Here is a 26,230-nt window from a genome sequence, read left to right on the forward strand (position 1 = left end):
ACACATGACCGACCGTCTCCCGCTGATGGCGGGCAACTGGAAGATGAACCTCAACCACCTTGAGGCCATCCAGCACACCCAGAAGCTGGCCTTCGCGCTGGCCGACAAGGACTACGAGGCCGTCGAGGTCGCCGTCCTGGTGCCGTTCACCGACCTGCGCTCGGTGCAGACCCTGGTCTTCGGCGACAAGCTGAAGATCAAGTACGGCTCGCAGGACATCTCGCAGCACGACGGCGGGGCCTACACCGGCGAGGTCTCCGGGCCGATGCTGGCCAAGCTCCAGTGCACCTACGCGGTGATCGGCCACTCCGAGCGCCGCCAGTACCACGGCGAGAACGAGGAGATCGTCAACGCCAAGGTGAAGGCCGCCTACCGGGCCGGGGTCACCCCGATCCTGTGCGTCGGCGAGCCGCTGGAGATCCGCAAGGCCGGCACCCACGTCGAGTACACCCTGGCCCAGCTGGACGGCGGCCTGGCCGACGTCCCGGCCCACCAGGCCGAGTCGATCGTGGTCGCCTACGAGCCGGTCTGGGCGATCGGCACCGGCGAGGTGGCCACCCCGGAGGACGCGCAGGAGGTCTGCGCCGCCATCCGCAAGCGGATCGCCGAGCTGTACGACGCCGAGCTGGCCGGCAAGGTCCGGGTGCTGTACGGCGGTTCGGTGAAGTCGTCGAGCGCGGCCGGTCTGATGGCCAAGCCCGACATCGACGGCGGCCTGGTCGGCGGTGCCTCGCTGGACGCCGACGAGTTCGTCAAGATCGTGCGCTACCGTGAGCAGGCAGTAGGCTAACGCCGCCGCAGCAACGTAGGCTTTGGGGCCGGACCGCCGTACGCGGCCCGGCCCCTTCGCCGAAGATACGAGAGAGTTGGTCCCGTCGTGGTTCTCGGGTTCTCGATTGCCCTGATCATCTTCAGTCTTCTGATGATCCTGCTGGTGCTGCTGCACAAGGGGAAGGGCGGCGGCCTGTCGGACATGTTCGGCGGTGGCGCGATGTCCACCGGCGGCGGTTCGGCGGTGGCCGAGCGCAACCTGGACCGCATCACCATCGTGGTCGGCGTGGGATGGTTCGCGTCCATCATCGTCCTTGGCCTGCTGATGAAGACCTCGGTCTGACGTATCCCTGACGCCCCGTCGCCCGAGCGCCTATCCTGGGACGGTCGGGTGCGGAGGCGATGGTGGCGGATGCTTAACTCCTGCTTACACTAGGACGACTTTCGCCACCGACGCGCACCGCGGCGGGTCGGCGCACCAGTACGCAGGGAGTCAGACCGTGGCAAGTGGCAATGCCATCCGTGGCAGCAGGGTCGGGGCCGGCCCGATGGGCGAGGCGGAGCGCGGCGAGTCCGCCCCGCGCAACCGGATCTCCTTCTGGTGCGCGAACAAGCACGAGACCCGTCCCAGCTTCGCCGCCGAAGCGGCGATCCCGGAGACCTGGGACTGCCCGCGCTGCGGCTTCCCCGCGGGGCAGGACCAGCACAACCCGCCGGCGCCCTCGCGCAACGAGCCCTACAAGACCCACCTCGCCTACGTCCGCGAGCGGCGCACCGACGCCGACGGCGAGGCGATCCTGGCCGAGGCGCTGGCGAAGCTCCGCGGCGAGATCTGAGCCCGTCGCAACGGTCCGAACGCAACGGCGAGAAGTACGAAGGGCGCCACCCGTCGAGTGACGGTGGCGCCCTTCGGCATCGCCGGGCCGGCTACGCGGAGGCCGGCGGGTAGAGCTGCGGCGGGATCCGCTCCGCGGCGGCGCGGTCCAGCAGCCACAGGGTGCGGCTGCGGCCGTACGCGCCGGAGGCGGGCGCCTGGAGCTCGCCCGGGCCGGACAGCGCCAGCGCGACCGCGCCCGCCTTGTCCTCCCCGGCGGCCAGCAGCCAGACCTCGCGGGCGGTGCGGATCGCCGGGAGGGTGAGCGAGATCCGGGTCGGCGGGGGCTTGGGGGCCCCGCGCACGCCGACCACGGTCAGCTCGGTCTCCCGCACGCCCGGGTGCTCGGGGAAGAGCGAGGCGACGTGGGTGTCCGGGCCGACGCCGAGCAGCAGCACGTCGAAGGCCGGGACGCCGAGCCGGTCGCCCGGGCCGGCCGCCTTCGCCAACTCCTCGGCGTAGCGGGCGGCGGCGGCCTCCACGTCCGAGCCGTCCACCCCGTCCGAGGCGGGCATCTCGTGCACCCGCGCCGGGTCGAGCGGGACGGCGTCCAGCAGTTCGGCGCGCGCCTGGACGGCGTTGCGCTCCGGGTCGGCGGCGGGCAGGAAGCGCTCGTCGCCCCACCAGAGATCCAGCCGGCCCCAGTCGACCGCGTCGCGCGCCGGGGAGGCGGCGATCGCGGCCAGCAGGGCGTTGCCGTTGCGGCCGCCGGTGAGCACCACCGAGGCGCTGCCGCGGGCGGCCTGGGCGTCCACGATCCGGGTGATCAGCCGGGCCGCGGCCGCCTGGGCCATCAGCTCCTTGTCCCGGTGGACGACGAGCTGGGGGGTCGCGTTGGTCATGCGCCGTCCTTGCCGGCGCGCTTGCCGGCGGCCTTCCGGGCGGGCTTCCGGTCCGCCGTCCCGGCGGTCACCCGGTCCGGGTTGGCCACGGCGGCCTCGGCGGCCTCCTCGACGGCGTCCTCGGCGACCTCCCGGGCGACCCGCTCCGCCGCCGCGGTCTCGGCGTTGGCCGGCTCGTGCAGCTGGTCGACGGGCGTGCGCACGGCCGTCGCGTAGATGTCGTCCGGGTCCAGGCGGCGCAGCTCCTCGGCGATCAGCTCCGAGGTCTCGCGCCGCTTGAGCGCCACCTGGCGGTCCGGCGAGCCGGGCATGGAGAGCGTGCCCAGCAGGCCGTCCGGGCGGTCCAGGGTGATGTCCCCGTCCTTGGTGCGCAGGTGCACCGCGGTGATGCCGGGGCCGTTGGTGACGACCCGCTCGACCGGCACGTGCAGCCGGTTGGTCAGCCAGAGGCCGAGCAGCTCGACGCTGGGGTTGTAGGACTCGCCCTCGACCACCGCGGAGACGATCGTGGACGGCCGCTGGTCCAGCGCGGCGGCCAGCATCGAGCGCCAGCCGGTGACCCGGGTCCAGGCCAGGTCGGTGTCGCCCGGGGTGTAGCTCTGCGCGCGCTGGGCGAGCTGGCCGACCGGGGACTCGGCCGTGACGGCGTCGGTGATCCGGCGCTGGGCGATCGAGCCCAGCGGGTCCTGCGCCGGGTGCAGCGGCGCGTTGTCCGGCCACCAGACGACGGTCGGGGCGTCCGGCAGCAGCAGCGGCAGGACCACCGACTGGGCGTGCGCGGCGAGTTCGCCGTGCATCCGCAGGACGACCGTCTCGCCGGAGCCGGCGTCCGAGCCGACCAGGATCTCGGCGTCCAGCCGGGTCTCGGCGCGGGCCCGGGGCGAGCGCCCGGCGCGCTTGATCACCGCGAGGGTGCGCATCGGGTGCTCGCGGGAGGCGTCGTTGGCGGCCTTGAGGGCGTCGTAGGCGCTGCCCTCGTCGGTCACGATCACCAGGGTGAGCACCATGCCGGCGGCGCCGGAACCGCGGGCCCGGCGCGCCTCCATCAGCGCGGCGTTGATCTTGCTGGACGTCGTGTTGGTGAGGTCGATCTTCATGGCCGGCGCCAGCTCCTGCCGTCTCGTGCGAGCATCTCGTCCGCCTCGACCGGGCCCCAGGTCCCCGCCGCGTACTGGGCGGGCTTGCCGTGGGTGTCCCAGTACTTCTCGATCGGGTCGAGGATCTGCCAGGAGAGCTCGACCTCCTGGTGGCGCGGGAACAGGTTGGCGTCGCCGAGCAGCACGTCGAGGATGAGCCGCTCGTACGCCTCCGGGCTGGACTCGGTGAAGGACTCGCCGTAGGCGAAGTCCATCGTCACGTCCCGGACCTCGAAGGAGGTGCCCGGCACCTTGGAGCCGAACCGCACGGTGACGCCCTCGTCCGGCTGGACCCGGATGACCAGGGCGTTCTGCCCCAGCTCCTCGGTCGCGTAGGAGTCGAACGGCAGGTACGGGGCGCGCTGGAAGACGACCGCGATCTCGGTGACCCGGCGGCCCAGGCGCTTGCCGGTCCGCAGGTAGAACGGGACGCCCGCCCAGCGGCGGTTGTTGATCTCCAGCTTGATGGCCGCGTAGGTGTCGGTCTTGGAGTCCGGGTCGATCCCGTCCTCGTCCAGGTAGCCGACGACCTCCTCGCCGCCCTGCCAGCCGGACGCGTACTGGCCGCGCACGGTGTGCCGGCCGAGGTCGGCCGGGAGCTTGACGGCGCTGAGCACCTTGAGCTTCTCGGCCACCAGCGCCTTGGGGTGGAAGGACGCCGGCTCCTCGATGGCGGTGAGCGCCATCAGCTGGAGCAGGTGGTTCTGGATCACGTCACGGGCGGAGCCGATGCCGTCGTAGTAGCCGGCCCGGCCGCCGATGCCGATGTCCTCGGCCATGGTGATCTGCACGTGGTCGACGTACGACCGGTTCCAGATCGGCTCGAACATCTGGTTGGCGAAACGCAGCGCCAGGATGTTCTGGACCGTCTCCTTGCCCAGGTAGTGGTCGATCCGGAAGACCTCGTCCCGGGGGAAGACCTCGTGGACGACCTTGTTGAGCTCCTGCGCGCTCTCCAGGTCGTGGCCGAAGGGCTTCTCGATGACCGCGCGGCGCCACGAGGTCCTGCCGGTCCCCTCCTGCCCGTTGGCGGGCGAGGAGGGCGGGTCGGCCAGGCCGTGCTTCTTGAGCTGCTGGACGACGGTGGGGAAGAACTTCGGCGGGACGGACAGGTAGAAGGCGAAGTTGCCGCCGGTGCCCTGGGCCTTGTCCAGCTCCTCGATGGTCTCGCGCAGCTTGTCGAAGGCGTCGTCGTCGTCGAAGGTCCCGTGGACGAAGCGCATGCCCTTGGCGAGCTGCTGCCAGACCTCCTCCCGGAACGGGGTGCGGGCGTGGTCCCGGACGGCGTCGTGGACCTCCTTGGCGAAGTCCTCGTCGTCCCACTCGCGGCGGGCGAAGCCGACGAGGGAGAAGCCCGGCGGAAGCAGACCGCGGTTGGCCAGGTCGTAGATGGCCGGCATCAGCTTCTTGCGGGACAGGTCGCCGGTGACCCCGAAGATGACCAGACCGGACGGCCCCGCGATGCGCGGGAGCCGTCGGTCGGAGGGGTCACGAAGCGGGTTGACGGGGGTGGGCGGGAGATCGTCCGCGTCCGATTCCGGTGTCAACTCGGGGAAATCAGTGCTCACTTGATGGGCTCCGCTTTCGTGCGCTGGCTGTGAGCAGGGGTCACTTCTCGTCGGCGAAGGAGGCGAGCGAGGCGGTGACGGTGTCGAGCAGCTCGTTCCAGGACTGCTCGAACTTCTCGACGCCCTCGTCCTCGAGCAGCTGGACGACGTCGTCGTAGTCCACGCCGGCCGCGGCGATCGCGTCCAGCACGGCCTTGGCGTCGGCGTAGTTGGGGACGATGGTGTTGCCGGTGACCACGCCGTGGTCGCCGGTGGCCTCCAGGGTGGCCTCGGGCATCGTGTTGACGGTGCCGGGGGCGACCAGCTCGGTGACGTACAGGGTGTCCGGCAGGGCCGGGTCCTTGACGCCGGTCGAGGCCCACAGCGGGCGCTGCGGCTTGGCGCCGGCGGCCTCCAGGGCGCTCCAGCGGGCGCTGCCGGCGGTCTTGCCGTCGACGCTGCCGAAGACCTCCTCGTACGCCTGGTAGGCGAGGCGGGCGTTGGCCAGCGCGGCCTTGGAGCGCAGGTTCCTGGCCTCGCCGCCGATCTTGTCCAGGCGCTTGTCGATCTCGGTGTCCACGCGGGAGACGAAGAAGGAGGCGACCGACTCGATCTGGGAGAGGTCCAGGCCCTTGGCCTTGGCCGTCTCCAGGCCGGTCAGGTAGGCGTCGATGACGGCCTTGTAGCGCTCCAGCGAGAAGATCAGCGTGACGTTGACGCTGATGCCCTTGCCGATGACCTCGGCGATCGCGGGCAGGCCGGCCTTGGTGGCGGGGATCTTGATGAAGACGTTCGGGCGGTCGACCAGCCACCACAGCTGCTTGGCCTCGGCCACGGTGGTGGCGGTCTCGTGCGCCAGGCGCGGGTCGACCTCGATGGAGACCCGGCCGTCGCGGCCGTTGGAGGCGTCGTAGACCGGGCGCAGCACGTCGGCCGCGTCCCGCACGTCCGAGGTGGTGATCATGCGGATCGCCTCGTCGGTGGTGACCTTGCGGACGGCGAGGTCGCGCAGCTGGCCGTCGTAGGAGTCGTCGCCGGAGCCGGCGATGGCCTTCTGGAAGATGGTGGGGTTGGTGGTCACGCCCACCACGTGCTTGTTCTGCACCAGTTCGGCCAGGTTGCCGGAGTTCAGCCGCTTGCGGCTGAGGTCGTCCAGCCAGATCGCAACGCCTTCGTCGCTGAGGCGCTTCAGTGCGTCAGTCATGGTGCTTCAGTCCCTTTGTTCTTCTGCTTCGTGGGGTGGTCGAAGGGCCGGGGCGCCGATGTGCGGTCGGCGGCCCCGGCCGGGTGCCGCTAGCGGTTGACGGCCTCGAGGGAGCGCAGGGCGTTGTGGGCCTCGGCCACCACGCGCTCGGCGGTGATGCCGAACTCCTCGAAGAGCACCTTGTAGTCGGCGGAGGCGCCGAAGTGCTCCAGCGAGACGATCCGGCCGTGGTCGCCGACCAGCTCGCGCCAGCCCTGGGCGATGCCGGCCTCGACCGAGACGCGGGCCTTGACCGACGGCGGCAGCACGCTGTCGCGGTAGGCCTGGTCCTGCTCCTGGAACCACTCGAAGGACGGGACCGAGACCACGCGGGTGGCGATGCCCTCGGCCTCCAGCACCTCGCGGGCCTGGACGGCCAGCTGGACCTCGGAGCCGGTGCCCAGCAGGATCACCTGCGGGTCGCCGGTGGAGGCCTCGGCCAGCACGTAGGCGCCCTTGGCGGTGCCCTCGGCGGAGGCGAAGACCTCGCGGTCGAAGGTCGGGACGTTCTGGCGGGTCAGCGCGAGGCCGACCGGGCCGGGGTGGCTGGTCTGGCGCTCGATGACGGTGCGCCAGGCGACGGCCGTCTCGTTGGCGTCGGCCGGGCGGACCATGGCCAGGCCCGGGATGGCGCGCAGCGAGGCCATGTGCTCGACCGGCTGGTGGGTCGGGCCGTCCTCGCCGAGGCCGATCGAGTCGTGCGTCCAGACGTAGGTGACCGGCAGCTTCATCAGCGCGGCCAGGCGGACGGCCGGGCGCATGTAGTCGGCGAAGACCAGGAAGGTGCCGCCGTACACGCGGGTCCGGCCGTGCAGGGCGATGCCGTTCATGGTCGAGCCCATGGCGTGCTCGCGGATGCCGAAGTGGATCGTCCGGCCGTACGGGCTCGCCGACTTCAGCGGGTTGCCCTCGGGGAGGAAGGAGCTGTCCTCGTCGATGGTGGTGAGGTTGGACTCCGCGAGGTCGGCCGAGCCGCCCCACAGCTCCGGGATCACCGCGCCGAGCGCCTTGAGGGTCTCACCGGAGGCCTTGCGGGTGGCGACGTCCTTGCCGGCCGGGAAGGAGGGGACGGCCTTCTTCCAGCCCTCGGGCAGCTCGCCGGCCTGGATGCGGTCGAACTCGGCGGCCCGGTGCGCGTCGGCGGCGCGCCAGGCGTCGAAGCCCTGCTGCCACTGGTCGCGGGCGGCCTTGCCGCGCTTGATGACCAGCCGGGCGTGCTCGATGACCTGGTCGCTGACCTCGAAGGTCTTCTCCGGGTCGAAGCCCAGGACCTTCTTGGTGGCGGCGATCTCGGCGGCGCCGAGCGCGGAGCCGTGCGCCTTGGCGGTGTTCTGGGCGTCCGGGGCCGGCCAGGCGATGATCGTGCGCATCGCGATCAGCGACGGGCGGGCGGTCTCGGCCTTGGCGGCGGCCAGCGCACCGGCGAGGGCCTCGACGTCGATGTCGCCGTTGGCCTTCGGGGTGACGCGCTGCACGTGCCAGCCGTACGCCTCGTAGCGCTTGAGGACGTCCTCGGAGAAGGCCGTCTCGGTGTCGCCCTCGATCGAGATGTGGTTGTCGTCGTACAGGGCGACCAGGTTGCCCAGCTTCTGGTGGCCGGCCAGCGAGGAGGCCTCGGCGGAGATGCCCTCCTCCAGGTCGCCGTCGGAGACGATGGCCCAGACGGTGTGGTCGAAGGGGGACTCCCCGGCCGCCGTCTCCGGGTCGAACAGGCCGCGCTCGTAGCGGGCGGCCATCGCCATGCCGACCGCGTTGGCGATGCCCTGGCCGAGCGGGCCGGTCGTGGTCTCCACGCCGGCGGTGTGGCCGTGCTCGGGGTGGCCCGGGGTGCGGCTGCCCGCCACACGGAAGGCCTTGAGGTCGTCCAGCTCCAGGCCGTAGCCCGAGAAGTACAGCTGGGTGTAGAGCGTCAGGCTGGTGTGCCCGGGGGAGAGGACGAAGCGGTCGCGCCCGACCCACGACGGGTCCGTCGGGTCGTGGCGCAGGAATCGCTGGAAGATCAGGTACGCGGCCGGGGCCAGCGACATGGCCGTCCCGGGATGTCCGTTGCCGACCTTCTGGACAGCGTCCATGGCCAGGACCCGCGCGGTGTCAACCGTGCGCTCGTCCAGATCGGTCCACTCGAATGCGTTCGTCGGCGCAGTGCTCACCCTGTCTCAGGGCTCCTTCCATTGTGAAGAGTGACCCCGTGAATGGGGACCGGGTCGGCCACGGCGCTGTGGTCCCGACGCTGGGTGGTGCCGGTCACGGAGGGTAGATCCCGCTTCTGCGTGCGAGCCTACCGTCCGGGTCGGGGCTCACCCTCCGTGCTGGGACAACCGGCAATTCCCCCTGCAGATTCCCACCGGGAACGCCGGGAGGGATTTGTCCCAGACTCTCCCGAATCGCGGCTCCGCGCCGCTCCGGTGGTCAGGACGGGCTAGCGGACCTCCCCGGAGGCCTCCGGGGGCGTCGCCCGGGCGGTTCACCCGGGGGTGTGCGTTCCGCCTCGCCGGGGGACCCCGGAGCCGGATGCGATATATGGAACGTCTATGGTGTCGTGGTACGCGCAGAGCGGACGATTCGGGACCCTTCGTTCCTGTGGACGCCTGCGAGGATTCATCTTCAGTTGGGGTGTTAGTGACCGCCGTCGAAACCCGTCCCGCCGGGGTCACCGGGGCGACTCCTGCGCACCGGCCGTTCGGGGCCCGTGTCGGCGCGTTCGTCGCACTGACCAAGCCGCGGATCATCGAGCTGCTGCTGATGAGCACCGTGCCGGTGATGTTCCTGGCTCAACAGGGCGTGCCGAACATGCTGCTGGTGCTGAAGGTCGTCATCGGCGGCTACCTCTCGGCCGGCGGCGCCAACGCCCTCAACATGTACATCGACCGGGACATCGACGCGATCATGTCGCGCACCGAGCGGCGGCCGATCGTCACCGGGATGGTGTCGCCGCGCGAGGCGCTGGTGTTCGGCGTCGTGCTCGCGGTCGTCTCGACCCTGTTGCTGGGCTTCGGGGTCAACTGGCTGTCGGCCGGGCTGGCGCTGGGCGCACTGCTGTTCTACGTGTTCGTCTACACGCTGGGGCTCAAGCGGCGCACCTCGCAGAACATCGTCTGGGGCGGCATCGCCGGCTGCATGCCGGTGCTGGTCGGCTGGTCCTCGGTGACCAACTCGATGTCCTGGGCCGCGATCGTGCTGTTCCTGGTGGTGTTCTTCTGGACGCCGCCGCACACCTGGGTGCTGTCGATGAAGGTCCGCGACGACTACGCGCGGGCCGGCGTGCCGATGCTGCCGGTGATCAAGGGCAACGTGGCGGTCGGCAAGCAGGTCGTCATCTACTCCTGGGTGATGGTGGCGGTCTCGCTGGCGCTCTGGCCGCTGGGACACATGAGCTGGCTGTACCCGGTCGTCGCGGTGCTGCTGGGCGCGGCCTGGCTGCGCGAGGCGCACGCGCTGTACGGGCGGGCCAAGGCCGGGATCGTGGGCGCGAAGCTCAAGGAGATGCGGCTGTTCCACTGGTCGATCACCTACCTGTCGCTGCTGATGGTGGTCTGCGCGATCGACCCGTTCGTGAAGTAGAGGCTGACGAGAAGAGCCCCGGTCCAGGCGGACCGGGGCTCTTCTCGTTCTCAGCGGGCGGGCAGTCCGGACGGGCCGACGTGGTCGTCCAGCCAGTCCCGCAGCGGCTGCGAGGCGTGCAGGAAGCCGGTGATCCGGGTGTGGGCGGCGCGGGTGCCCAGCCACTTCGCGGGCTCCCACTCCTGCCAGGCCACCAGGCCCTTGTGGCGCAGCAGCCCGATCCTCGGGTGGTCCTTGGAGTAGCCGCGCGGGGCCGACTTGAGGGAGTCCCGGCCCACTACCAGCGGGCCCTGTTGCTCCACCCGGGCGATCACCCGCTCCAGCTCCGCGCCGGTGACGTCCTCCGCGACGGCGGCGCGGTAGCGCTCCAGCTGGTCCGGGGCGAGCTGGTAGAAGCCGTTGCCGCAGGCCAGCCCGTCGGCGGAGAGCTGGATGTAGCCGCCGCTCTCCAGATGGGCGCCGATGTGGGTCTTGTACGGGGACTTGTCGGCGCTGAACCGGACGTCGCGGTTGGGCCGGAAGATCTTCCCCGGCCCGAACTCCGGCTCCAGTTCGGCGAGCAGCAGCTCCATCGGGGCCCGGACGACGCCGTCGTAGACGTCCTTGTGGGCCTGCCAGAAGGTCTTGGAGTTGTCGGCTTCCAGGTGCTCGTAGAAGTCGAGCGCCTCGGCCGGCCAGCCGGAGAAGGTCACCCCTCCAGTATGTGGCCCGGTGCACAGGGTGCTCCCGTCGCCAGCGGCGCTACCGGTGGGTAGCATGCGGGCATGAGCAGCGTTGAGACCGCCACCGCGCCGGACGCCCGTACCGAGCGCCGTGCCAAGCGCATCGCCAAGCACCTGACCAGCTTCGCCCGCGAGCACGGCGGCAGCGCCGACGCGGTCGTCGAGTACGTCGGCTCCGTGGCCACCCGGATCGTCGTGGTGGGCGCGGACGGCGCCTGGGGCGACCAGGTGGCCCCCAGCTACGCCGTCGGCCGCCGGGCCGCGGAGCTGGCCGGGCTGACCCTGCACGAGGACTTCGAGGGCGAGCTGGGCCTCAAGGTGAAGACCGGCGTGTACGAGTGGAAGCGGATGGCCGGCATCCAGCTCGGCGGCTGAACCCGGCCCGGACACGGCGACGGCCCGGCTCCTCCGTGCGGAGGAACCGGGCCGTCGGTGCTGCCGGGGGTCAGACCGAGGCGGTCTGCGGAGCCTGGGCGGGCAGCTGGTCGGCGGTCGCCGCGTCCGCGCGGGTGCGCAGGGCGAGCGGGACGCGCAGCGCGGCGATCCAGGTGAGGGCGGCGAGCAGCATGTGCAGGCCGACCATGAGCTCGGGCGCGTCGGTGAAGTACTGGACGAAGCCGAGCACGCCCTGCAGCAGCAGGACGGCGAGCAGTTCCTTGGCCCGGGCGCGGGCGGGCTGCGGGGCCTTGACGGCGGCGAAGACGAAGATCACCGCGATGGCCAGGCCGACCGAGACGAACGCGAAGTCGGCGTGGAACTGGGCGAGGCGGTCGTAGTCGATCGGGATGCGCGGGACGATCTTGTTGTCCTTGGGCGTGCCGGGGTGGTGGCCGGCGCCGGTCACCAGGGTGCCGGCCGCGACGAGCAGGCCGATCACGGTGACCAGGACGTAGGACAGCTGGTGGACCGGGCGGGGCACCACGAGGCGGGGCGGGCCGTCGCCCTCCTTGGACCGCTCCCACATCAGCAGCGCGACCCAGACCAGGGCCATCGCGGCGATCATGTGCAGCGCCACCGTGTACGGGTTGAGGCCGGTCAGCACGGTGATGCCGCCGAGTACGGCGTTGCTCATCACCAGCCAGAACTGCGCCCAGCCGAGCCGGGTCATGCTGTGCCGCCAGGGCCGGTGGCAGCGGGCGGCCAGGATGGCCCAGCCGACGGCGGCGCTCAGCACGTAGGTGAGCATCCGGTTGGTGAACTCGACGACGCCGTGGAAGCCCATCTCGGCGGTGGGCGTCAGGCTCTCGTCGGTGCATCGGGGCCAGGTCGTACAGCCGAGGCCGGAGGCGGTGAGCCGGACGGCGCCGCCGGTGACGACGATCACCACGCTCATCACCAGCGCGGCGAACGTGGCGCGGCGGACCATCTCGGCGGATGGCTGCCAGCGCTCGGCGAGCAGGGAGAAGGGGTTAGGCACGGGGTCAATCGTAGGCGGCCTTACAGGCGATCTTGGGGCGGGGCACGGTGGCGCGCGGCCGTGGGCGGCGGAGTCCGGGGCCGGCGACACGCCGGGACGGGACACGCGGACAAAAGGGGTGAATCCCTCAAGATGCGCATTGGTCTTGACCAATTGTGGTTCGGGTGGAGAGAGTGCGCCTCTGGTCCATACCTTTTTTCGGACCTCTCTCCCACCTCCTCCCGCACGTAAGCGGAGACCTGCACATGCGCATATCCACTTCCGCCGCCGCGCTCGCCGTCGGTGGCTCTCTCGCACTGGCCGGCCTCATCGCGCCGGCCGCCCAGGCCGTCGGCGCCGACCAGGAGTGCCGCGGTCTCGGGGTCGCCAACCTCTACGGCGAATTCATCGAGGGCGACGACACCCACACCCCCGACGCCGAGGGCGCGGTCGCGGTCGGCGGCAACGCCGACTTCACCGGCGGCTTCTCGGTCGGCCAGGAGCTCACCGCGGCCCAGGTCGACGCGCTGCCCGGCAAGAACGCCCTGGTCGTGGCGGGCCGGATCACCGGCCACAACACCCAGGTGATGAAGGGCAACGGCGTCTTCGGCTCCAAGGCCGACGGCGCGGTGGCCCAGGCCCACGCCGGCACCGTCAACCAGGGCCCCTCGCCGATCGACTTCAAGGCCGAGTTCGCCAAGCTGCGCGCCGCCGCGACCTCGCTGGCTGCCGTGCCGCAGACCGCCGGCGCCACCGTCCAGGCCGAGGGCGCCAAGCTGACGTTCACCGGCGGGGACGCGAAGTACAACAGCTTCACCGTCGACGCGGCGAAGCTGCAGGGCGCCAAGGACGTCTTCCTCAAGGTGCCGGCCGGCTCGGTGACGGTGGTCAACGTGACCGGCGGCTCGTACGACATGGCGGCGGCCGGGACGACCGGCTTCCACCTGTGGGACGAGGGCAAGAAGGCCTTCGTGCTGGACGACAAGCTGCAGAGCGCCGCGGGCGGGGCGATCCGGGCCAAGCTGCTCTGGAACTTCCCGACCGCCACCAAGGTGGTCAAGAACAGCCAGGCCGCCTGGGCCGGGACCGTGCTCGCGCCGAACGCCGCCTTCGACCTCGGCAGCGGCGGTCCGGTCAACGGCTCGGTGATCGCCGCCTCGCTGACCGGCAAGGGCGGTGCGGAGACGCACCACTACCCCTTCACCGGCTGCCTGCCGGGCACCGTGCCGACGCCGTCCGGCACGCCGACGGTGCCGCCGACCGTGCCGAGCGGCTCGCCGTCGGCCACGCCGAGCGCCTCGACCTCCCCGAGCGCTTCGGCGAGCCCCTCGGGCGGCCCGTCCGCCCCGGCGACCGGCACGCCGGGCGCGAGCGGTTCGCCCAGCGCGTCCGCCACCGGCGCGACCACCGCCCCGTCGGCCTCGGGCAGCCCGTCCGCCCAGCCGGACGCGGGCGGCAACCTGGCGCACACCGGCTCCGGCCCGGTGCTGCCGCTGGCGATCGGCGGTGCGGTCGTGCTCGCGGCCGGCGGCGCGATCGTGGTGGCCGCCCGGCGCAAGGCGGCCAGGAAGGCCTGAGCCGGTCGAGCCCGCCCCGGCGGCGGCCCCCGGCCGCGGAGGGGCGGAATCGACGGAAAGGCCGGAATGGCCCGCTGTTCGTCGGCTGACTGAATCGGAGCCCTCGGTGATTGAACCCGATCACCGAGGGCTCCGTTCTGTCTTGAAGGTGACGAAGTCCATTCAGCTTTGTCGAATCCGCGTTCCGCGAGGTGACGGCTGTGATGGGCTGGTCATGCACATCGGAAGACGGACGGACAGTCGATATCCGGTCGTACGGCGGGGTGTGGCGGGGTGCGGGAGTGCCGGTAGAGTCCCCCGGACAGTCGTAGCGGGCCACCGCGAACCACTCAACACGCCTGCTGCACAAGACCGTTCGGAGGGGAACAAAGTAATGGCACGACAGCAGCGGCACTTTGCGATCGGTGCGACGGCGCTTGCCGGAACGGCTGCGGCCGGTTTTCTCCTGCCCCTGGCGCTGGCCACCAATGCCTCGGCGCACGTGCCGAGTTGGACGGTGACCTGCGACAAGATCGTGATCGATCTGATCAACTACAGCGGCAACGAGACCGTGAAGAACACCGTCAGCCTCACCATCGACGGCGAGAAGGTCCTGGACGGCAAGATCTTCCCGAAGGAGTACCACGGCACCTTCCCGGTGAAGGATCACAACGCCCCGATCAAGGCGAACCTGGTGGTCACCACCACGGAGAACCCGAACGAGAAGGGCTGGAACATCAACGAGACCAAGACCATCGAGCCGTGCCACACGCCGACTCCCACCCCCACGCCCACCCCCACCAAGACGCCGACCCCGACGCCGACGCCGACCGCGACCCCGACCCCCACGCCGTCGACCACGCCCCCGGCCACGCCGACCCCGTCGGCCACGCCCACCCCGAGCAAGACCCCGACGCCGACCCCGACGCCCACCACCAGTGCGCCGGCGCTCGCCCAGACCGGTAGCAGCGACTCGACCCCGATCATCGCGGCGGCCGGCGGTGGCGTGCTGCTGGTCGGCGGCGCGCTCGTCCTGCTCGCCCGCAAGCGCCGCGGCGGCAGCGAGAGCTGACACCCGGCCCGATGACCACGACGCCCCCCGGCCCGAAGCGGCCGGGGGGCGTCGTTCGTCGGTAACCGCCGACCTACTCCCAGCGGAAGAAGCGGGCGGCCGCGGCCAGCCCGAGCACCGACCAGCCGGCCAGGATGCCGAGGTCGGCCCACGGCACCCCGGCGCCGTTCTGGAGCACCGACCGCAGGCCGTCCGAGAGCGCCGAGATCGGCAGCAGCTCCAGCACCGACCGCACGGCCTCGGGGAACCTGGTCAGCGGCACGATCACCCCGCCGCCGAGCAGCAGCAGGACGAACACCAGGTTGGCGCCGGCCAGGGTGGCCTCGGCCTTCAGCGTGCCGGCCATCAGCAGGCCGAGCCCGGAGAAGGCGGCGGTGCCGAGGAAGAGCAGCGCGGCGACGGTCAGCGGGTCGCCGTGCGGGGACCAGCCGAGGGCCAGCGCGATCACCGACAGCAGCGCCACCTGCAGCGCCTCCGTCACCAGGACGCAGCCGGTCTTGGCGGTCAGCAGCGCCCAGCGCGGCAGCGGGCTGGCGCCGAGCCGCTTCAGGACGCCGTAGCGGCGCTCGAACCCGGTGGCGATGGCCTGGCCGGTGAAGGCGGTGGACATCACGGCCAGCGCCAGCAGGCCGGGCGCCAGGAAGTCGACCCGCTTGCCGGGGCCCTCGACCGCGACGACGTCCACGGCGGAGAACAGCACCAGCAGCACGGTCGGGATGACCACGGTGAGCAGCAGCTGCTCGCCGTTGCGCAGCAGCATCCGGGTCTCGAACGCGGTCTGGGCGAGCAGCATCCGGCCGACGGGCGCGGGGCCCGGTGCGGGGGAGTAGTCGGTGGTGGTGGCGCTCATGGTTCCCTCACTCCGTTCGCTCACGAGCGCAGCTCCCGTCCGGTCAGGTCGAGGAAGACGTCCTCCAGGCTGCGGCGCTGGACGGACAGCCGTTCGGGCAGGACGCCGGAGGCCGCGCACCAGCCGGTGACGGTGGCCACCAGCCTCGGGTCGACGGGCGCCTCGACGCGGTAGCTGCCGGGGGCGGTCTCGGTGGCCGTGGCGCCCTCGGGCAGCTCCTTGAGCAGCGGGCCGAGGTCGAGGCCGGGCGGGCCGTCGAAGCGCAGGGAGTCCTCGGCGCCGCCGCGGCACAGCTCCTCGACGGTGCCGTCGGCGATCACCCGGCCGCGGTCCACGACGGCGACCCGGTCGGCGAGCTGCTCGGCCTCGTCCATGTGGTGGGTGGTGACGACCACGGTGACGCCGTCCCGGCGCAGGTCGCGCACCAGCTCCCAGGTGGCCCGCCGGGCCTGCGGGTCGAGGCCGGCGGTGGGCTCGTCCAGGAAGACCAGCTCGGGGCGGCCGACCACGGCCATCGCCAGGGCGAGCCGCTGCTGCTGGCCGCCGGACAGCCGCCGGTAGGCGGTGCGGCCGCAGGAGCCGAGGCCGAGGCGCTCGACCAGGGCGTCCACGTCCAGCGGGTGGGCGTGCAGTTTGGCGGTGTGCCGCAGCATCTCGACGGCGCGCGCGCCCGCGTACACGCCGCCGGACTGCAGCATGACGCCGATCCGGGGCCGCAGCGCGGCGCTCTGGGCGACCGGGTCGAGGCCGAGGACCCGGACGGTGCCGGCGTCGGGGCGGCGGTAGCCCTCGCAGGTCTCGATGGTGGTGGTCTTGCCGGCGCCGTTGGGGCCGAGGACGGCGGTGATTGCGCCGGCCGGGATGGTGAGGTCGAGGCCGTCCACCGCGAGCTTGTCGTCGTAGCGTTTGACCAGCCCGGCGATCTGGACCGCGGGTTCGGAGTGCATACCGGCGAGTGTAAGAGGGCCTGACGCGCGGGCCGGACGGCGGCTCGATGATCGTTTTTGCAGGTCAGGTAAGGCTAACCTGCGTGACAGATGACACCGGTGAGGCCTGGATCACGGCTTGTCGCGGCGGAAGGAATTACGCAACACTGGTGTTGTGAAAAACATGCGCGAGCACGCCCAGCAGCAGGAGGCCGAGACGGCCTCCTCCTGCGACGTGCCCGTGACGGCGGCCGAGGTGCTGCTGGAGGGCCACCGGGCCACCCGGGACCGGGTCGCCCGGTCGATCCTGGACCACGGTCCCTCCTCCGCCGCCGACCTGGCGAACCGGCTCGGCCTCACCGCCGCCGCCGTCCGCCGCCACCTCGACGGGCTGGTCGCCACCCGTCTGGTCGAGTCCCGCGAACAGCGGGTCTACGGAAGCCGCGGCCGGGGCCGTCCGGCCAAGGTCTTCGCCCTCACCGACGCCGGCCGGGACGCCTTCTACCAGGCGTACGACCAGCTCGCCGCCGACGCGCTCCGCTGGATCGCGGACTCGGTGGGCGGCGGCAAGGCGGGGGAGGAAGCGGTCGCCGCCTTCGCCCGCGCCCGGTTCGGCCAGCAGGCCGAGAAGTACCTGGAGGCCCTGCGCATGGCCGCCGCCGGGGAACGCACCGAGGCGCTGGCCCAGGCGCTGAGCGCGGACGGGTACGCTGCCACGGTGCGGCGTGTCCCGTCGGCCGCGGCCAAGGCCCCGGCGGGCGCCCAGCTCTGCCAGCACCACTGCCCGGTCGCGCACATCGCCGAGCAGTTCCCGCAGCTCTGCGAGGCGGAGACCGAGGTCTTCTCCCGGCTCCTGGGCACCCATGTGCAACGGCTGGCCACGATCGCCCACGGCGACGGGGTCTGCACCACCTATGTGCCGGCACCCGGTGCCGCATCGTCGCCCGCCCAGCCCCCGGCGGGACGCGGCTCCGATGCAGTGCCGACTGCCGGTACGTCCACCGAAGATTCAGCGTCCGCGCGTTAGGAAGCTCGCATGACTGACACCGTTTCGCACCCCGAGCTCGAAGGCCTCGGCAATTACGAGTACGGCTGGGCCGACCCGGACACCGCCGGTGCCGCGGCCAAGCGCGGGCTCAGCGAGGAGGTCGTCCGCGACATCTCGGCGAAGAAGAACGAGTCCGAGTGGATGCTGAACCTGCGGCTCAAGGGCCTGAAGCTGTTCGGCAAGAAGCCCATGCCGACCTGGGGCTCCGACCTCTCCGGCATCGACTTCGACAACATCAAGTACTTCGTCCGCTCCACCGAGAAGCAGGCCGAGTCCTGGGAGGACCTGCCCGCGGACATCAAGGCCACCTACGACAAGCTCGGCATCCCGGAGGCGGAGAAGCAGCGCCTGGTCGCCGGTGTCGCCGCCCAGTACGAGTCCGAGGTCGTCTACCACCAGATCCGTGAGGACCTGGAGGAGCAGGGCGTCATCTTCCTGGACACCGACACCGCGCTGCGCGAGCACCCGGAGATCTTCAAGGAGTACTTCGGCACCGTCATCCCGGTCGGCGACAACAAGTTCGCCGCGCTGAACACGGCCGTGTGGTCCGGCGGCTCGTTCATCTACGTGCCGAAGGGCGTGCACGTCGACATCCCGCTGCAGGCCTACTTCCGGATCAACACCGAGAACATGGGCCAGTTCGAGCGGACGCTGATCATCGTCGACGAGGACGCCTACGTCCACTACGTCGAGGGCTGCACCGCCCCGATCTACTCCTCCGACTCGCTGCACTCGGCGGTCGTGGAGATCATCGTCAAGAAGGGCGGCCGCTGCCGCTACACGACCATCCAGAACTGGTCGAACAACGTCTACAACCTGGTCACCAAGCGCGCCGTGGCGTACGAGGGCGCGACCATGGAGTGGGTCGACGGCAACATCGGCTCCAAGGTCACCATGAAGTACCCGGCCGTCTACCTGATGGGCGAGCACGCCAAGGGCGAGACCCTGTCGATCGCCTTCGCGGGTGAGGGCCAGCACCAGGACGCCGGCGCCAAGATGGTGCACATGGCGCCGAACACCTCCTCCAACATCGTCTCCAAGTCGGTGGCGCGCGGCGGCGGCCGGACCTCCTACCGCGGCCTGATCGAGATCGGCGAGGGCTCCAAGGGCGCCAAGTCCAACGTGCTGTGCGACGCGCTGCTGGTGGACACCATCTCCCGCTCGGACACCTACCCGTACGTGGACGTCCGCGAGGACGACGTGTCCATGGGCCACGAGGCGACCGTCTCCAAGGTCAGCGAGGACCAGCTCTTCTACCTGATGAGCCGCGGCATGACCGAGTTCGAGGCGATGGCGATGATCGTCCGCGGCTTCGTCGAGCCGATCGCGCGCGAGCTGCCGATGGAGTACGCGCTGGAGCTCAACAGGCTGATCGAGCTGCAGATGGAGGGCGCGGTCGGCTGACCCAGGCCGCCGCCGCCGTCCACTCATTTCCGAGGAAGAGAGCACTACGAACAGCCATGGCTGAGCAGAACACCACCGGCTCCACCACCGCCGGGTCGATCGAGGTCGGCACCGCCGGCGCGGGCGCGCAGCTCGCCGGCCCCGGCACCGGCCGCACCGCGGTCCAGCAGCCGATCGACGCGCGCGTCGCGGTCAAGCCGTCCTTCGACGTGAACGACTTCCCGGTGCCCACCGGCCGCGAGGAGGACTGGCGGTTCACCCCGCTGCACCGCCTCGGCGGGCTGCACGACGGCACCGCCGCCTCCGCCCCGCGCGGTGAGGACAAGGTCGAGTTCACGCTGCCGGACGGCGTCACCGCCGAGACCGTCGGCCGGGACGACGCCCGCCTGGGCAAGGCCGGCAAGCCGGTCGACCGGGTCGCCGCGCAGGCGTTCAGCGCCTTCGAGCAGGCGCTGGTGGTCACCGTCCCCAAGGAGTCGGTGCTGGCCGAGCCGGTCAGGATCGACGTGCGCGGCGAGGGCGGGGTCCGCTTCGCCCACGTGGTGATCGACGTCAAGCCGTTCGCCGAGGCCGTCGTGGTGCTGAACCACGAGGGCACCGGCACCCGGGCCGCCAACGTCGAGCTGCTGGTCGGCGAGGGCGCCAAGCTCACCTTCGTCTCCGTGCAGGACTGGGAGCGCGACGCCGTCCACGCCGCCCAGCACAACGCGCTGATCGGCCGGGACGCCTCGTTCAAGTCCGTGGCCGTCACCTTCGGCGGCGACCTGGTCCGCCTGCACCCGCGGGTCACCTACGCGGGCCCCGGCGGCGAGGCCGAGCTGTTCGGCCTCTACTTCGCCGACGCCGGCCAGCACCTGGAGCACCGCCTGGTGATCGACCACGACACGCCGCACTGCCGGTCGAACGTGGCGTACAAGGGCGCGCTCCAGGGCCAGGACGCGCACGCGGTCTGGGTCGGCGACGTGCTGATCCGCGCCGCCGCGGTCGGCACCGACACCTACGAGCTCAACCGGAACCTGGTGCTCACCGACGGCGCCCGGGTCGACTCGATCCCGAACCTGGAGATCGAGACCGGCGAGATCGTCGGCGCCGGCCACGCCTCGGCGACCGGCCGCTTCGACGACGAGCAGCTGTTCTACCTGCAGGCCCGCGGCATCCCGGCCGACGAGGCCCGCCGCCTGGTCGTGCGCGGCTTCTTCGCCGAGCTGCTCCAGCAGATCGGCGTGGCCGAGGTCCAGGACCAGCTCATGGAGAAGATCGACGCCGAGCTGGAATCGGCGGTCTGAACGCGATGACCTTCCTCCGTGCCTGCGCGCTGAGCGACCTCCAGGAGGACGTTCCCAAGCGCGTGGACCTCAACGGCGTGCCGGTCTCCGTCGTCCGCACCGACGAGGGGGTGTTCGCGGTCAACGACACCTGCTCGCACGCGAACGTCTCGCTCTCCGAGGGCGAGGTCGAGGACTGCATGATCGAGTGCTGGCTGCACGGCTCCAGCTTCGACCTGCGCACCGGCAAGCCGTCCGGCCTGCCCGCCACCAAGCCGGTCGCTGTCTACCCCGTAAAGATCGAAGGGGACGATGTGCTCGTCTCCGTCAACCAGGAGTCCTGAGTACACATGGCAACCCTTGAAATCCGCGACCTGCACGTCTCCGTGGACGCCGAGAACGGCCCGCGCGAGATCCTGAAGGGCGTGGACCTGACCGTGAAGCAGGGCGAGACCCACGCCATCATGGGTCCGAACGGCTCCGGCAAGTCCACCCTCGCCTACTCGCTGGCCGGCCACCCCAAGTACACCGTCACCGGCGGCTCGGTGCTGCTGGACGGCGAGGACGTCCTGGAGATGTCCGTCGACGAGCGTGCCAAGGCCGGCGTCTTCCTGGCCATGCAGTACCCGGTCGAGGTCCCCGGCGTCTCGGTCAGCAACTTCCTGCGCACCGCCGCCACCGCCGTCCGCGGCGAGGCCCCCAAGCTGCGGCTGTGGGTGAAGGAGGTCAAGGAGGCGATGGCCGCCCTCCAGATGGACCCGGCCTTCGCCGAGCGCAACGTCAACGAGGGCTTCTCCGGCGGTGAGAAGAAGCGCCACGAGATCCTCCAGCTGGAGCTGCTCAAGCCGAAGATCGCGATCCTCGACGAGACCGACTCCGGCCTGGACGTCGACGCGCTGCGCATCGTCTCCGAGGGCATCAACCGGGTCCGCTCGACCGGCGAGGTCGGCACCCTGCTGGTGACCCACTACACCCGCATCCTGCGGTACATCAAGCCCGACCACGTCCACGTCTTCGCGGGCGGCCGCATCGTCGAGTCCGGCGGCGCCGAGCTGGCCGACAAGCTGGAGGAAGAGGGCTACGAGTCGTATGTGAAGGGGGGCGCGTCCGAGTGACCCATCCGTTTGCGGGACTGCTCGACACCGACGCGATCCGCAAGGACTTCCCGGTCCTCCAGCGGGTGCTGCACGACGACAAGCCGCTGGTCTACCTGGACAACGCGGCCACCTCGCAGAAGCCGCGCCAGGTGCTGGACGCCCTGAACGCCTACTACGAGCGGCACAACGCCAACGTCCACCGCGGCGTGCACGTGCTCGCCGAGGAGGCCACGGCGCTGTACGAGGGCGCCCGGGACAAGGTCGCGGCCTTCGTCAACGCGCCGAGCCGCAACGAGGTGATCTTCACCAAGAACGCCTCGGAGTCGCTCAACCTCGTCGCCAACATGCTGGCCTGGGCCGACGAGCCCTACCGGGTGGACGCCGACTCCGAGATCGTCATCACGGAGATGGAGCACCACTCCAACATCGTCCCGTGGCAGCTGCTGTCGCAGCGCAGCGGCGCGAAGCTCAAGTGGTTCGGGCTGACCGACGAGGGCCGGCTCGACCTGTCGAACATCGACGAGCTGATCACCGAGAAGACCAAGGTGGTCTCCTTCACCCTGGTCTCCAACCTGCTCGGCACGATCAACCCGGTCGAGACGATCGTCCGCAAGGCCCAGTCGGTCGGCGCCCTGGTCGTCATCGACGCCTCGCAGGCCGCGCCGCACATGGTGATGGACGTGCAGGCGCTGGAGGCCGACTTCGTCGCCTTCACCGGCCACAAGATGCTGGCCCCGACCGGCATCGGCGTGCTCTGGGGCCGCCAGGAGCTGCTGGAGGACCTCCCGCCGTTCCTCGGCGGCGGCGAGATGATCGAGACCGTCACCATGGGCTCGTCCACCTACGCCCCGGCGCCCCACAAGTTCGAGGCCGGCACCCCGCCGATCGCCCAGGCGGTCGGGCTCGGCGCGGCCATCGACTACCTCCAGGGCATCGGCATGGAGAAGATCGCGGCGCACGAGCACGCGATCACCGAGTACGCCGTCGAGCGGCTGCTGGAGGTCCCGGACCTGCGGATCATCGGCCCGCGCACGGCCGTGGACCGCGGTGCCGCGATCTCCTTCACCCTCGGCGACATCCACCCGCACGACGTGGGTCAGGTGCTGGACGAGCAGGGCATCGCCGTGCGCGTCGGCCACCACTGCGCGCGGCCGGTGTGCCTGCGGTACGGAATTCCGGCGACCACGCGGGCGTCGTTCTATCTGTACTCGACGCCGGGCGAGGTCGACGCGCTGATCGACGGCCTGCACCACGTCCGGAACTTCTTCGGCTGAGGGACGGGGCAGGACGACCATGAAGCTCGACTCGATGTACCAGGACATCATCCTGGACCACTACCGCAACCCGCACGGCAAGGGGCTGCGGGACGGCGACGCCGAGGTGCACCACGTCAACCCGACGTGCGGCGACGAGATCACCCTGCGGGTGAAGCTCGACGGCGCCACCGTCACCGACGTCTCGTACGAGTCGCAGGGCTGTTCGATCAGCCAGGCGAGCGCCTCGGTGCTCAACGACCTGGTGGTCGGCAAGACCGTGGGCGAGGCGCAGGCGGTCCAGGAGGCCTTCCTGGAGCTGATGCAGAGCAAGGGCCAGGGCGAGGGCGACGAGGAGGTGCTGGAGGACGCGGTCGCGTTCGCCGGCGTCTCCAAGTACCCGGCCCGGGTCAAGTGCGCCCTGCTCAGCTGGATGGCCTGGAAGGACGCCACCGCCCAGGCGCTCGCCCAGAACCCCGCCGTGAACGACTGACCCCGCAGAGGAGGACAAGACCATGAGTGACGAGAGCACCACCACCGGCACCGAGGCCCCCGCTGCGGAGCAGCAGACCGGTCTCATCGTCGGCACCACCGCCGGCACCGTCTCGGTCGAGGACCTGACCGAGGCCCTGATGGACGTCGTCGACCCCGAACTGGGCATCGACGTCGTCAACCTGGGCCTGATCTACGGCATCCACATCGACGAGTCCGACGTGGCCACCATCGACATGACGCTCACCTCGGCGGCCTGCCCGCTGACCGACGTCATCGAGGACCAGGCCAAGACCGCCACCGACGGCCTGGTGCAGGACCTGCGCATCAACTGGGTCTGGATGCCGCCGTGGGGCCCGGACAAGATCACCGACGACGGCCGCGACCAGCTCCGCGCCCTCGGCTTCAACGTCTGAGGACGTTCGTCGATCGTCAACCTGCTGCCGCGCGAACCGAGGGGTTCGCGCGGCAGCGGCGTTTCCGGGCCCCGCTTCGCCCGCCGCCGGGTGCCCGCCCCGGCCCTCGCCGCGCGCCGCCCGGCCAGGCGGCGCGGCGCTGATGGAGCAGGGCGACGTGGTTCAGGCGGCGATGTGTGCAGGTCGACTGCCGGTCATCGCGGAGCGCAGTGCGGTTCGGACCCGGGCGGCACCCGCGGCTGCCACGTCCGCACCCTGGCCGACCGTGAGGGACCGGGTTGCCAGGCCGGCGCACGGGCGGCAGATGCCCGGTCGGGGCACGGGGTCGTGGCACTTGGCGCACTCGGAGTACCGGGCCGGTGGCCGTGCGGCGGGCCGCGCGGGCGGCATCTTGTGCTCCAGGCGGTAGCGGAGCACGGCGGCCGCCGAGTGCACCGGGGTGGGCAGGCCCGGCAGCAGGGCCTGGGCCAGGTCGGCGTGGGCCGCGCCGCGTTGCAGCCACTGTGCGACGAGGGGCGCGAGTTCGGCGGCTTCGGCCTCGCCCAGGCGCAGTCGGGGCTCGGGGCGGATCACCCGGAACAGCGTGGCGACCGCCTCGCGGACCTCTTCGGTCTCGAAATCCTCCTCCCGTCCTTCTGATTCGGCGTCATCGGCCGGACTCGCGGGGAGGGTGGGTTCTTGCTGCCGGTCCTTTACAACAGGGCTGCCAGCGCGCCCGGTGGCCGCTCCACCGGGAGCCGGACGGGTGGCATCCGGCGCGAACCATGGTGTGTCGTACACGTGGGTCTCGGTGCGGATGGTGCCGTCCGGCATGCGGATCTTCTCAACGCGGTAGAAGCCCGCGTCGGTCAGCTCCTTCAGGGCCTTGCGGATCGCTCCGCGCCCCTGCGGGCTGGAGTCGGCCATGTGCCGACCGTCCTCCCGCCAGCCGTCGGGTCGGGAGAGGAGGTCCGCGAGCAGGCCTCGGGCGGTGTAGCTCAACCGCCGGTACTGAAGCACGGCGTTGGGCAGCACGGTGAAGTTGCGCACGTGGGCGCTACGATGGACACGCATCGGGAGTTTTGGCTCCTGTTGCCGGACCCCGGGGTGTTACCAGCACCGCCGGGGTCGCCTGTTTTCGATTGGATTACGGAACGTATCACGGCAATTGACACTGCGTGAGGCGTTTGGGGTCGATGAGCAGCTGCCGACTTGCGGTTACCTGGCGGTCAGGAGGTCCCCGCCTTCGACGGCCGCGCGCAGGACGGTGGCGAAGTCCCGGGGCAGGAGGTTGACCGCGTCGAGGGCTTCGGTGGTGAGGGGGATTTCCTCCAGGAGGTACTCGCCTCGGCCTTCCTGGCTGAACTCGGGACCGGTGCGGTCCTCGAAGCTCCACTTCTCGACGGTGGCGAGGTAGAAGTCCTGGCGCTCGTCGCCGGTTTCGACGGTGTGGAGGAGGCGGACGATCTCGGCTTCGCCGGCGATCTCCTCGCGGACCTCGCGCAGCAGGGCGTCCTCGGGGCCGGCGTCGGTCGGCTCGATCCTGCCACCGACGATCACCCAGTACGGGGCGATGCCGGGGCGGATGCGCTTGATCAGCAACATGGTGTCGTGCGGGGTGAGGAGTACGGCTCGGACGCGGTGCTGCATGGTGGCTTGCTTCCTGTTCGGTGGGATGGGCCGGTCAGTGGAGGAGCCAGCCGCCGTCGACGTGCAACGACTGGCCGGCGATGAAGGACGTACTGGGGTCGGCGAGGAAGGCGATGTCCTCGGGGCGGCCCCGGTCAAGGAAGGCCGGGGCCGCCGGCACGACACCATGCAGAGGTCCCGAGCGATCACCGCAGTCCGGCTCGCCCGCGCCCAGCTCGGGCAGGGCGATCTGGAGCCCGCGATCGCAACCGCCATGTTCGTCCCGGTCGAGGACTCCGCGCATCCCCGCGTCACCTGGATGCTGGCCGCCTTCGGCAAGTCGCTGAACGAGCGGGCCGGCGGCAGTGGCCCGGACCACACTTGGACGGCGTACGCCCACAACACCTGGAGGACCACCGCGTGACCGTCGAACTCCGTCACCACACCACCCTGCCCCCCGGGGCCCGGCAGGACCTGCTGGACGTGTACAGCGACGTGCGGGCCCCACTGCTGCACCTGCCGAACTACCGCGTCGACGTGTTCGCCGAACGCCTCGACCGGCATGCCACCGAGCCCGGCTTCGAGCTCGTCCTCGGCTACGACGGTGAGGTACCCATCGGCTACGCCTACGGCAACACGGTCGAGGCGGGCGACCGCTACTGGAAGCGCATGACCGAGCCCCTTCCGGACGGCTGCACCGAAGCCCCGGCTCTGGCCATCAAGGAAATCGGCGTCCGGACCGGCTGGCGCGGCACGGGTACCGCCCGCCGGATCCACGACGACCTGCTGCGCCGCCGCATTGAGGGCCGTGTCACCCTCCTGGTCAACCCGCTCGCCGGAGACGGCAAGGTCCAGCGACTCTACGAGACCTGGGGCTACCAGGCGTTCAATGCGCAACAGCCCTCTCCGGAGTCGCCCCGGCTGACCGCGATGATCCGCCCGATCCACTGAGCCTGAGGCGGTGGAGCCGGGCGAAACGCCGCAAGCAACCGACTGCCGGTCACAGCCGCGGGTGCCGTCCGGGTCCGGACCGCTCTGCGCTCCGCGATAACCGGCGGTCGGCCTGCGCACATCGCCGCCTGAGACACGCTGTCCCATCGGTCCGAAGGGGCTCCGGAGGCTACGTCGCCCGGCTCCGCCCTCGCCGCGTG

At 71.1% G+C, this 26,230-nt stretch carries 29 protein-coding genes; 17 read left to right on the forward strand and 12 right to left on the reverse strand.

The features are described 5' to 3' along the window. Positions 1 to 4: 4 nt before the first annotated feature. The 3 genes from tpiA to ACFVVA_RS04545 all read left to right on the forward strand — a co-directional run bounded on the left by tpiA (position 5) and on the right by ACFVVA_RS04545 (position 1,607). Positions 5 to 790 carry a triose-phosphate isomerase gene (gene tpiA, locus ACFVVA_RS04535; protein WP_359912928.1) on the forward strand — a complete coding sequence of 262 codons (786 nt, stop codon included), beginning with the start codon at positions 5 to 7 and terminating at the stop codon, positions 788 to 790. Positions 791 to 877: 87 nt separating this feature from the next. After that, positions 878 to 1,114 (forward strand): preprotein translocase subunit SecG, encoded by a 237-nt coding sequence (gene secG / locus ACFVVA_RS04540; protein ID WP_359817184.1) that lies wholly within the window; start codon positions 878 to 880, stop codon positions 1,112 to 1,114. Positions 1,115 to 1,319: 205 nt separating this feature from the next. Then, a complete protein-coding gene (locus tag ACFVVA_RS04545) occupies positions 1,320 to 1,607 on the forward strand; it encodes an RNA polymerase-binding protein RbpA (protein WP_223245297.1) in 288 nt (95 codons plus the stop codon). Positions 1,608 to 1,698: 91 nt separating this feature from the next. Here ACFVVA_RS04545 and pgl read toward each other — a convergent pair whose 3' ends face one another. From pgl to tkt, 5 genes are all read right to left on the reverse strand, one after another. Continuing rightward, a complete protein-coding gene (pgl, locus tag ACFVVA_RS04550) occupies positions 1,699 to 2,487 on the reverse strand; it encodes a 6-phosphogluconolactonase (RefSeq protein ID WP_387685628.1) in 789 nt (262 codons plus the stop codon). Next, positions 2,484 to 3,584 (reverse strand): glucose-6-phosphate dehydrogenase assembly protein OpcA, encoded by a 1,101-nt coding sequence (gene opcA / locus ACFVVA_RS04555; RefSeq protein WP_387685630.1) that lies wholly within the window; start codon positions 3,582 to 3,584, stop codon positions 2,484 to 2,486. The genes pgl and opcA overlap by 4 nt, the downstream gene beginning before the upstream one ends. After that, positions 3,581 to 5,170 carry a glucose-6-phosphate dehydrogenase gene (gene zwf, locus ACFVVA_RS04560; RefSeq protein WP_359912954.1) on the reverse strand — a complete coding sequence of 530 codons (1,590 nt, stop codon included), beginning with the start codon at positions 5,168 to 5,170 and terminating at the stop codon, positions 3,581 to 3,583. The genes opcA and zwf overlap by 4 nt, the downstream gene beginning before the upstream one ends. A 61-nt stretch (positions 5,171 to 5,231) precedes the next feature. Continuing rightward, on the reverse strand, positions 5,232 to 6,374 hold the full coding sequence (gene tal, locus ACFVVA_RS04565; RefSeq protein WP_387685632.1) for a transaldolase: 1,143 nt from the start codon (positions 6,372 to 6,374) through the stop codon (positions 5,232 to 5,234). A gap of 89 nt (positions 6,375 to 6,463) precedes the next feature. Continuing rightward, on the reverse strand, positions 6,464 to 8,563 hold the full coding sequence (gene tkt / locus ACFVVA_RS04570; protein WP_387685634.1) for a transketolase: 2,100 nt from the start codon (positions 8,561 to 8,563) through the stop codon (positions 6,464 to 6,466). 463 nt (positions 8,564 to 9,026) lie between these two features. Between tkt and ACFVVA_RS04575 the strand changes: the two genes are divergently transcribed. Further along, positions 9,027 to 9,974, forward strand: a complete 948-nt coding sequence (locus ACFVVA_RS04575) for a heme o synthase (protein ID WP_387685636.1) — start codon at positions 9,027 to 9,029, stop codon at positions 9,972 to 9,974. Positions 9,975 to 10,024: 50 nt separating this feature from the next. Here ACFVVA_RS04575 and ACFVVA_RS04580 read toward each other — a convergent pair whose 3' ends face one another. Beyond that, positions 10,025 to 10,666 carry a DUF2461 domain-containing protein gene (locus ACFVVA_RS04580; RefSeq protein ID WP_387685638.1) on the reverse strand — a complete coding sequence of 214 codons (642 nt, stop codon included), beginning with the start codon at positions 10,664 to 10,666 and terminating at the stop codon, positions 10,025 to 10,027. Positions 10,667 to 10,738: 72 nt separating this feature from the next. Between ACFVVA_RS04580 and ACFVVA_RS04585 the strand changes: the two genes are divergently transcribed. Continuing rightward, on the forward strand, positions 10,739 to 11,071 hold the full coding sequence (locus ACFVVA_RS04585; RefSeq protein WP_387685640.1) for a hypothetical protein: 333 nt from the start codon (positions 10,739 to 10,741) through the stop codon (positions 11,069 to 11,071). A 70-nt stretch (positions 11,072 to 11,141) separates the two neighbouring features. Here the strand turns inward: ACFVVA_RS04585 and ACFVVA_RS04590 are convergent, their stop codons facing one another. Next, positions 11,142 to 12,113: a heme A synthase gene (locus ACFVVA_RS04590; RefSeq protein WP_387685643.1), complete on the reverse strand. Its 972-nt coding sequence runs from the start codon at positions 12,111 to 12,113 to the stop codon at positions 11,142 to 11,144. Between the two features lie 245 nt (positions 12,114 to 12,358). On the opposite strand from ACFVVA_RS04590, the gene ACFVVA_RS04595 reads away from it, so the two are divergent. Together ACFVVA_RS04595 and ACFVVA_RS04600 are read left to right on the forward strand one after the other, a co-directional pair. Continuing rightward, positions 12,359 to 13,669 (forward strand): choice-of-anchor A family protein, encoded by a 1,311-nt coding sequence (locus tag ACFVVA_RS04595; protein WP_387685646.1) that lies wholly within the window; start codon positions 12,359 to 12,361, stop codon positions 13,667 to 13,669. Positions 13,670 to 14,042: 373 nt separating this feature from the next. Continuing rightward, a complete protein-coding gene (locus ACFVVA_RS04600; RefSeq protein ID WP_387685648.1) occupies positions 14,043 to 14,720 on the forward strand; it encodes an LAETG motif-containing sortase-dependent surface protein in 678 nt (225 codons plus the stop codon). Between the two features lie 73 nt (positions 14,721 to 14,793). On the opposite strand, the gene ACFVVA_RS04605 is transcribed toward ACFVVA_RS04600, so the two are convergent. Both ACFVVA_RS04605 and ACFVVA_RS04610 read right to left on the reverse strand, forming a co-directional pair. Continuing rightward, positions 14,794 to 15,570: an ABC transporter permease gene (locus ACFVVA_RS04605; protein WP_387685651.1), complete on the reverse strand. Its 777-nt coding sequence runs from the start codon at positions 15,568 to 15,570 to the stop codon at positions 14,794 to 14,796. A 20-nt stretch (positions 15,571 to 15,590) separates the two neighbouring features. Continuing rightward, positions 15,591 to 16,517 (reverse strand): ABC transporter ATP-binding protein, encoded by a 927-nt coding sequence (locus ACFVVA_RS04610; protein ID WP_387685653.1) that lies wholly within the window; start codon positions 16,515 to 16,517, stop codon positions 15,591 to 15,593. A gap of 163 nt (positions 16,518 to 16,680) precedes the next feature. Here ACFVVA_RS04610 and ACFVVA_RS04615 point away from each other — a divergent pair, with 163 nt between their 5' ends. From ACFVVA_RS04615 to ACFVVA_RS04650, 8 genes are read left to right on the forward strand one after another with little or no spacing between them, the layout of a single operon-like run. Continuing rightward, positions 16,681 to 17,523 carry a helix-turn-helix transcriptional regulator gene (locus ACFVVA_RS04615; protein ID WP_387685656.1) on the forward strand — a complete coding sequence of 281 codons (843 nt, stop codon included), beginning with the start codon at positions 16,681 to 16,683 and terminating at the stop codon, positions 17,521 to 17,523. Between the two features lie 9 nt (positions 17,524 to 17,532). After that, entirely contained in the window at positions 17,533 to 18,948 is a 1,416-nt protein-coding gene (sufB, locus tag ACFVVA_RS04620; protein ID WP_387685659.1) for a Fe-S cluster assembly protein SufB, read from the forward strand. Positions 18,949 to 19,004: 56 nt separating this feature from the next. Beyond that, positions 19,005 to 20,234 (forward strand): Fe-S cluster assembly protein SufD, encoded by a 1,230-nt coding sequence (sufD, locus tag ACFVVA_RS04625; protein WP_387685661.1) that lies wholly within the window; start codon positions 19,005 to 19,007, stop codon positions 20,232 to 20,234. A gap of 5 nt (positions 20,235 to 20,239) precedes the next feature. Further along, positions 20,240 to 20,557 (forward strand): bifunctional 3-phenylpropionate/cinnamic acid dioxygenase ferredoxin subunit, encoded by a 318-nt coding sequence (locus tag ACFVVA_RS04630; protein WP_359905302.1) that lies wholly within the window; start codon positions 20,240 to 20,242, stop codon positions 20,555 to 20,557. Positions 20,558 to 20,563: 6 nt separating this feature from the next. Then, positions 20,564 to 21,328, forward strand: coding sequence for a Fe-S cluster assembly ATPase SufC (gene sufC / locus ACFVVA_RS04635; protein ID WP_380548925.1), 765 nt, complete (start codon positions 20,564 to 20,566; stop codon positions 21,326 to 21,328). Further along, positions 21,325 to 22,584, forward strand: coding sequence for a cysteine desulfurase (locus ACFVVA_RS04640; RefSeq protein ID WP_387685665.1), 1,260 nt, complete (start codon positions 21,325 to 21,327; stop codon positions 22,582 to 22,584). The genes sufC and ACFVVA_RS04640 overlap by 4 nt, the downstream gene beginning before the upstream one ends. Positions 22,585 to 22,603: 19 nt before the next feature. Further along, entirely contained in the window at positions 22,604 to 23,056 is a 453-nt protein-coding gene (sufU, locus tag ACFVVA_RS04645; RefSeq protein WP_380548922.1) for a Fe-S cluster assembly sulfur transfer protein SufU, read from the forward strand. 22 nt (positions 23,057 to 23,078) lie between these two features. Continuing rightward, a complete protein-coding gene (locus ACFVVA_RS04650) occupies positions 23,079 to 23,471 on the forward strand; it encodes a metal-sulfur cluster assembly factor (RefSeq protein ID WP_387685667.1) in 393 nt (130 codons plus the stop codon). 162 nt (positions 23,472 to 23,633) lie between these two features. Here ACFVVA_RS04650 and ACFVVA_RS04655 read toward each other — a convergent pair whose 3' ends face one another. From ACFVVA_RS04655 to ACFVVA_RS04665, 3 genes are all read right to left on the reverse strand, one after another. Continuing rightward, positions 23,634 to 24,524, reverse strand: coding sequence for a hypothetical protein (locus tag ACFVVA_RS04655; RefSeq protein WP_387685669.1), 891 nt, complete (start codon positions 24,522 to 24,524; stop codon positions 23,634 to 23,636). Positions 24,525 to 24,668: 144 nt separating this feature from the next. After that, positions 24,669 to 25,100 carry an NUDIX domain-containing protein gene (locus tag ACFVVA_RS04660; protein WP_387685671.1) on the reverse strand — a complete coding sequence of 144 codons (432 nt, stop codon included), beginning with the start codon at positions 25,098 to 25,100 and terminating at the stop codon, positions 24,669 to 24,671. Positions 25,101 to 25,134: 34 nt separating this feature from the next. Then, entirely contained in the window at positions 25,135 to 25,260 is a 126-nt protein-coding gene (locus tag ACFVVA_RS04665; RefSeq protein WP_387685674.1) for a hypothetical protein, read from the reverse strand. A 6-nt stretch (positions 25,261 to 25,266) separates the two neighbouring features. Here ACFVVA_RS04665 and ACFVVA_RS04670 point away from each other — a divergent pair, with 6 nt between their 5' ends. Both ACFVVA_RS04670 and ACFVVA_RS04675 read left to right on the forward strand, forming a co-directional pair. Then, positions 25,267 to 25,503 carry a hypothetical protein gene (locus tag ACFVVA_RS04670; protein WP_387685676.1) on the forward strand — a complete coding sequence of 79 codons (237 nt, stop codon included), beginning with the start codon at positions 25,267 to 25,269 and terminating at the stop codon, positions 25,501 to 25,503. Further along, entirely contained in the window at positions 25,500 to 26,030 is a 531-nt protein-coding gene (locus ACFVVA_RS04675) for a GNAT family N-acetyltransferase (RefSeq protein ID WP_387685678.1), read from the forward strand. The genes ACFVVA_RS04670 and ACFVVA_RS04675 overlap by 4 nt, the downstream gene beginning before the upstream one ends. Positions 26,031 to 26,230 lie beyond the last annotated feature (200 nt).

Origin of the sequence: Kitasatospora sp. NPDC058048 (assembly GCF_042885555.1) — a bacterium.
Lineage (GTDB): Bacteria > Actinomycetota > Actinomycetes > Streptomycetales > Streptomycetaceae > Kitasatospora > Kitasatospora lactacystinica.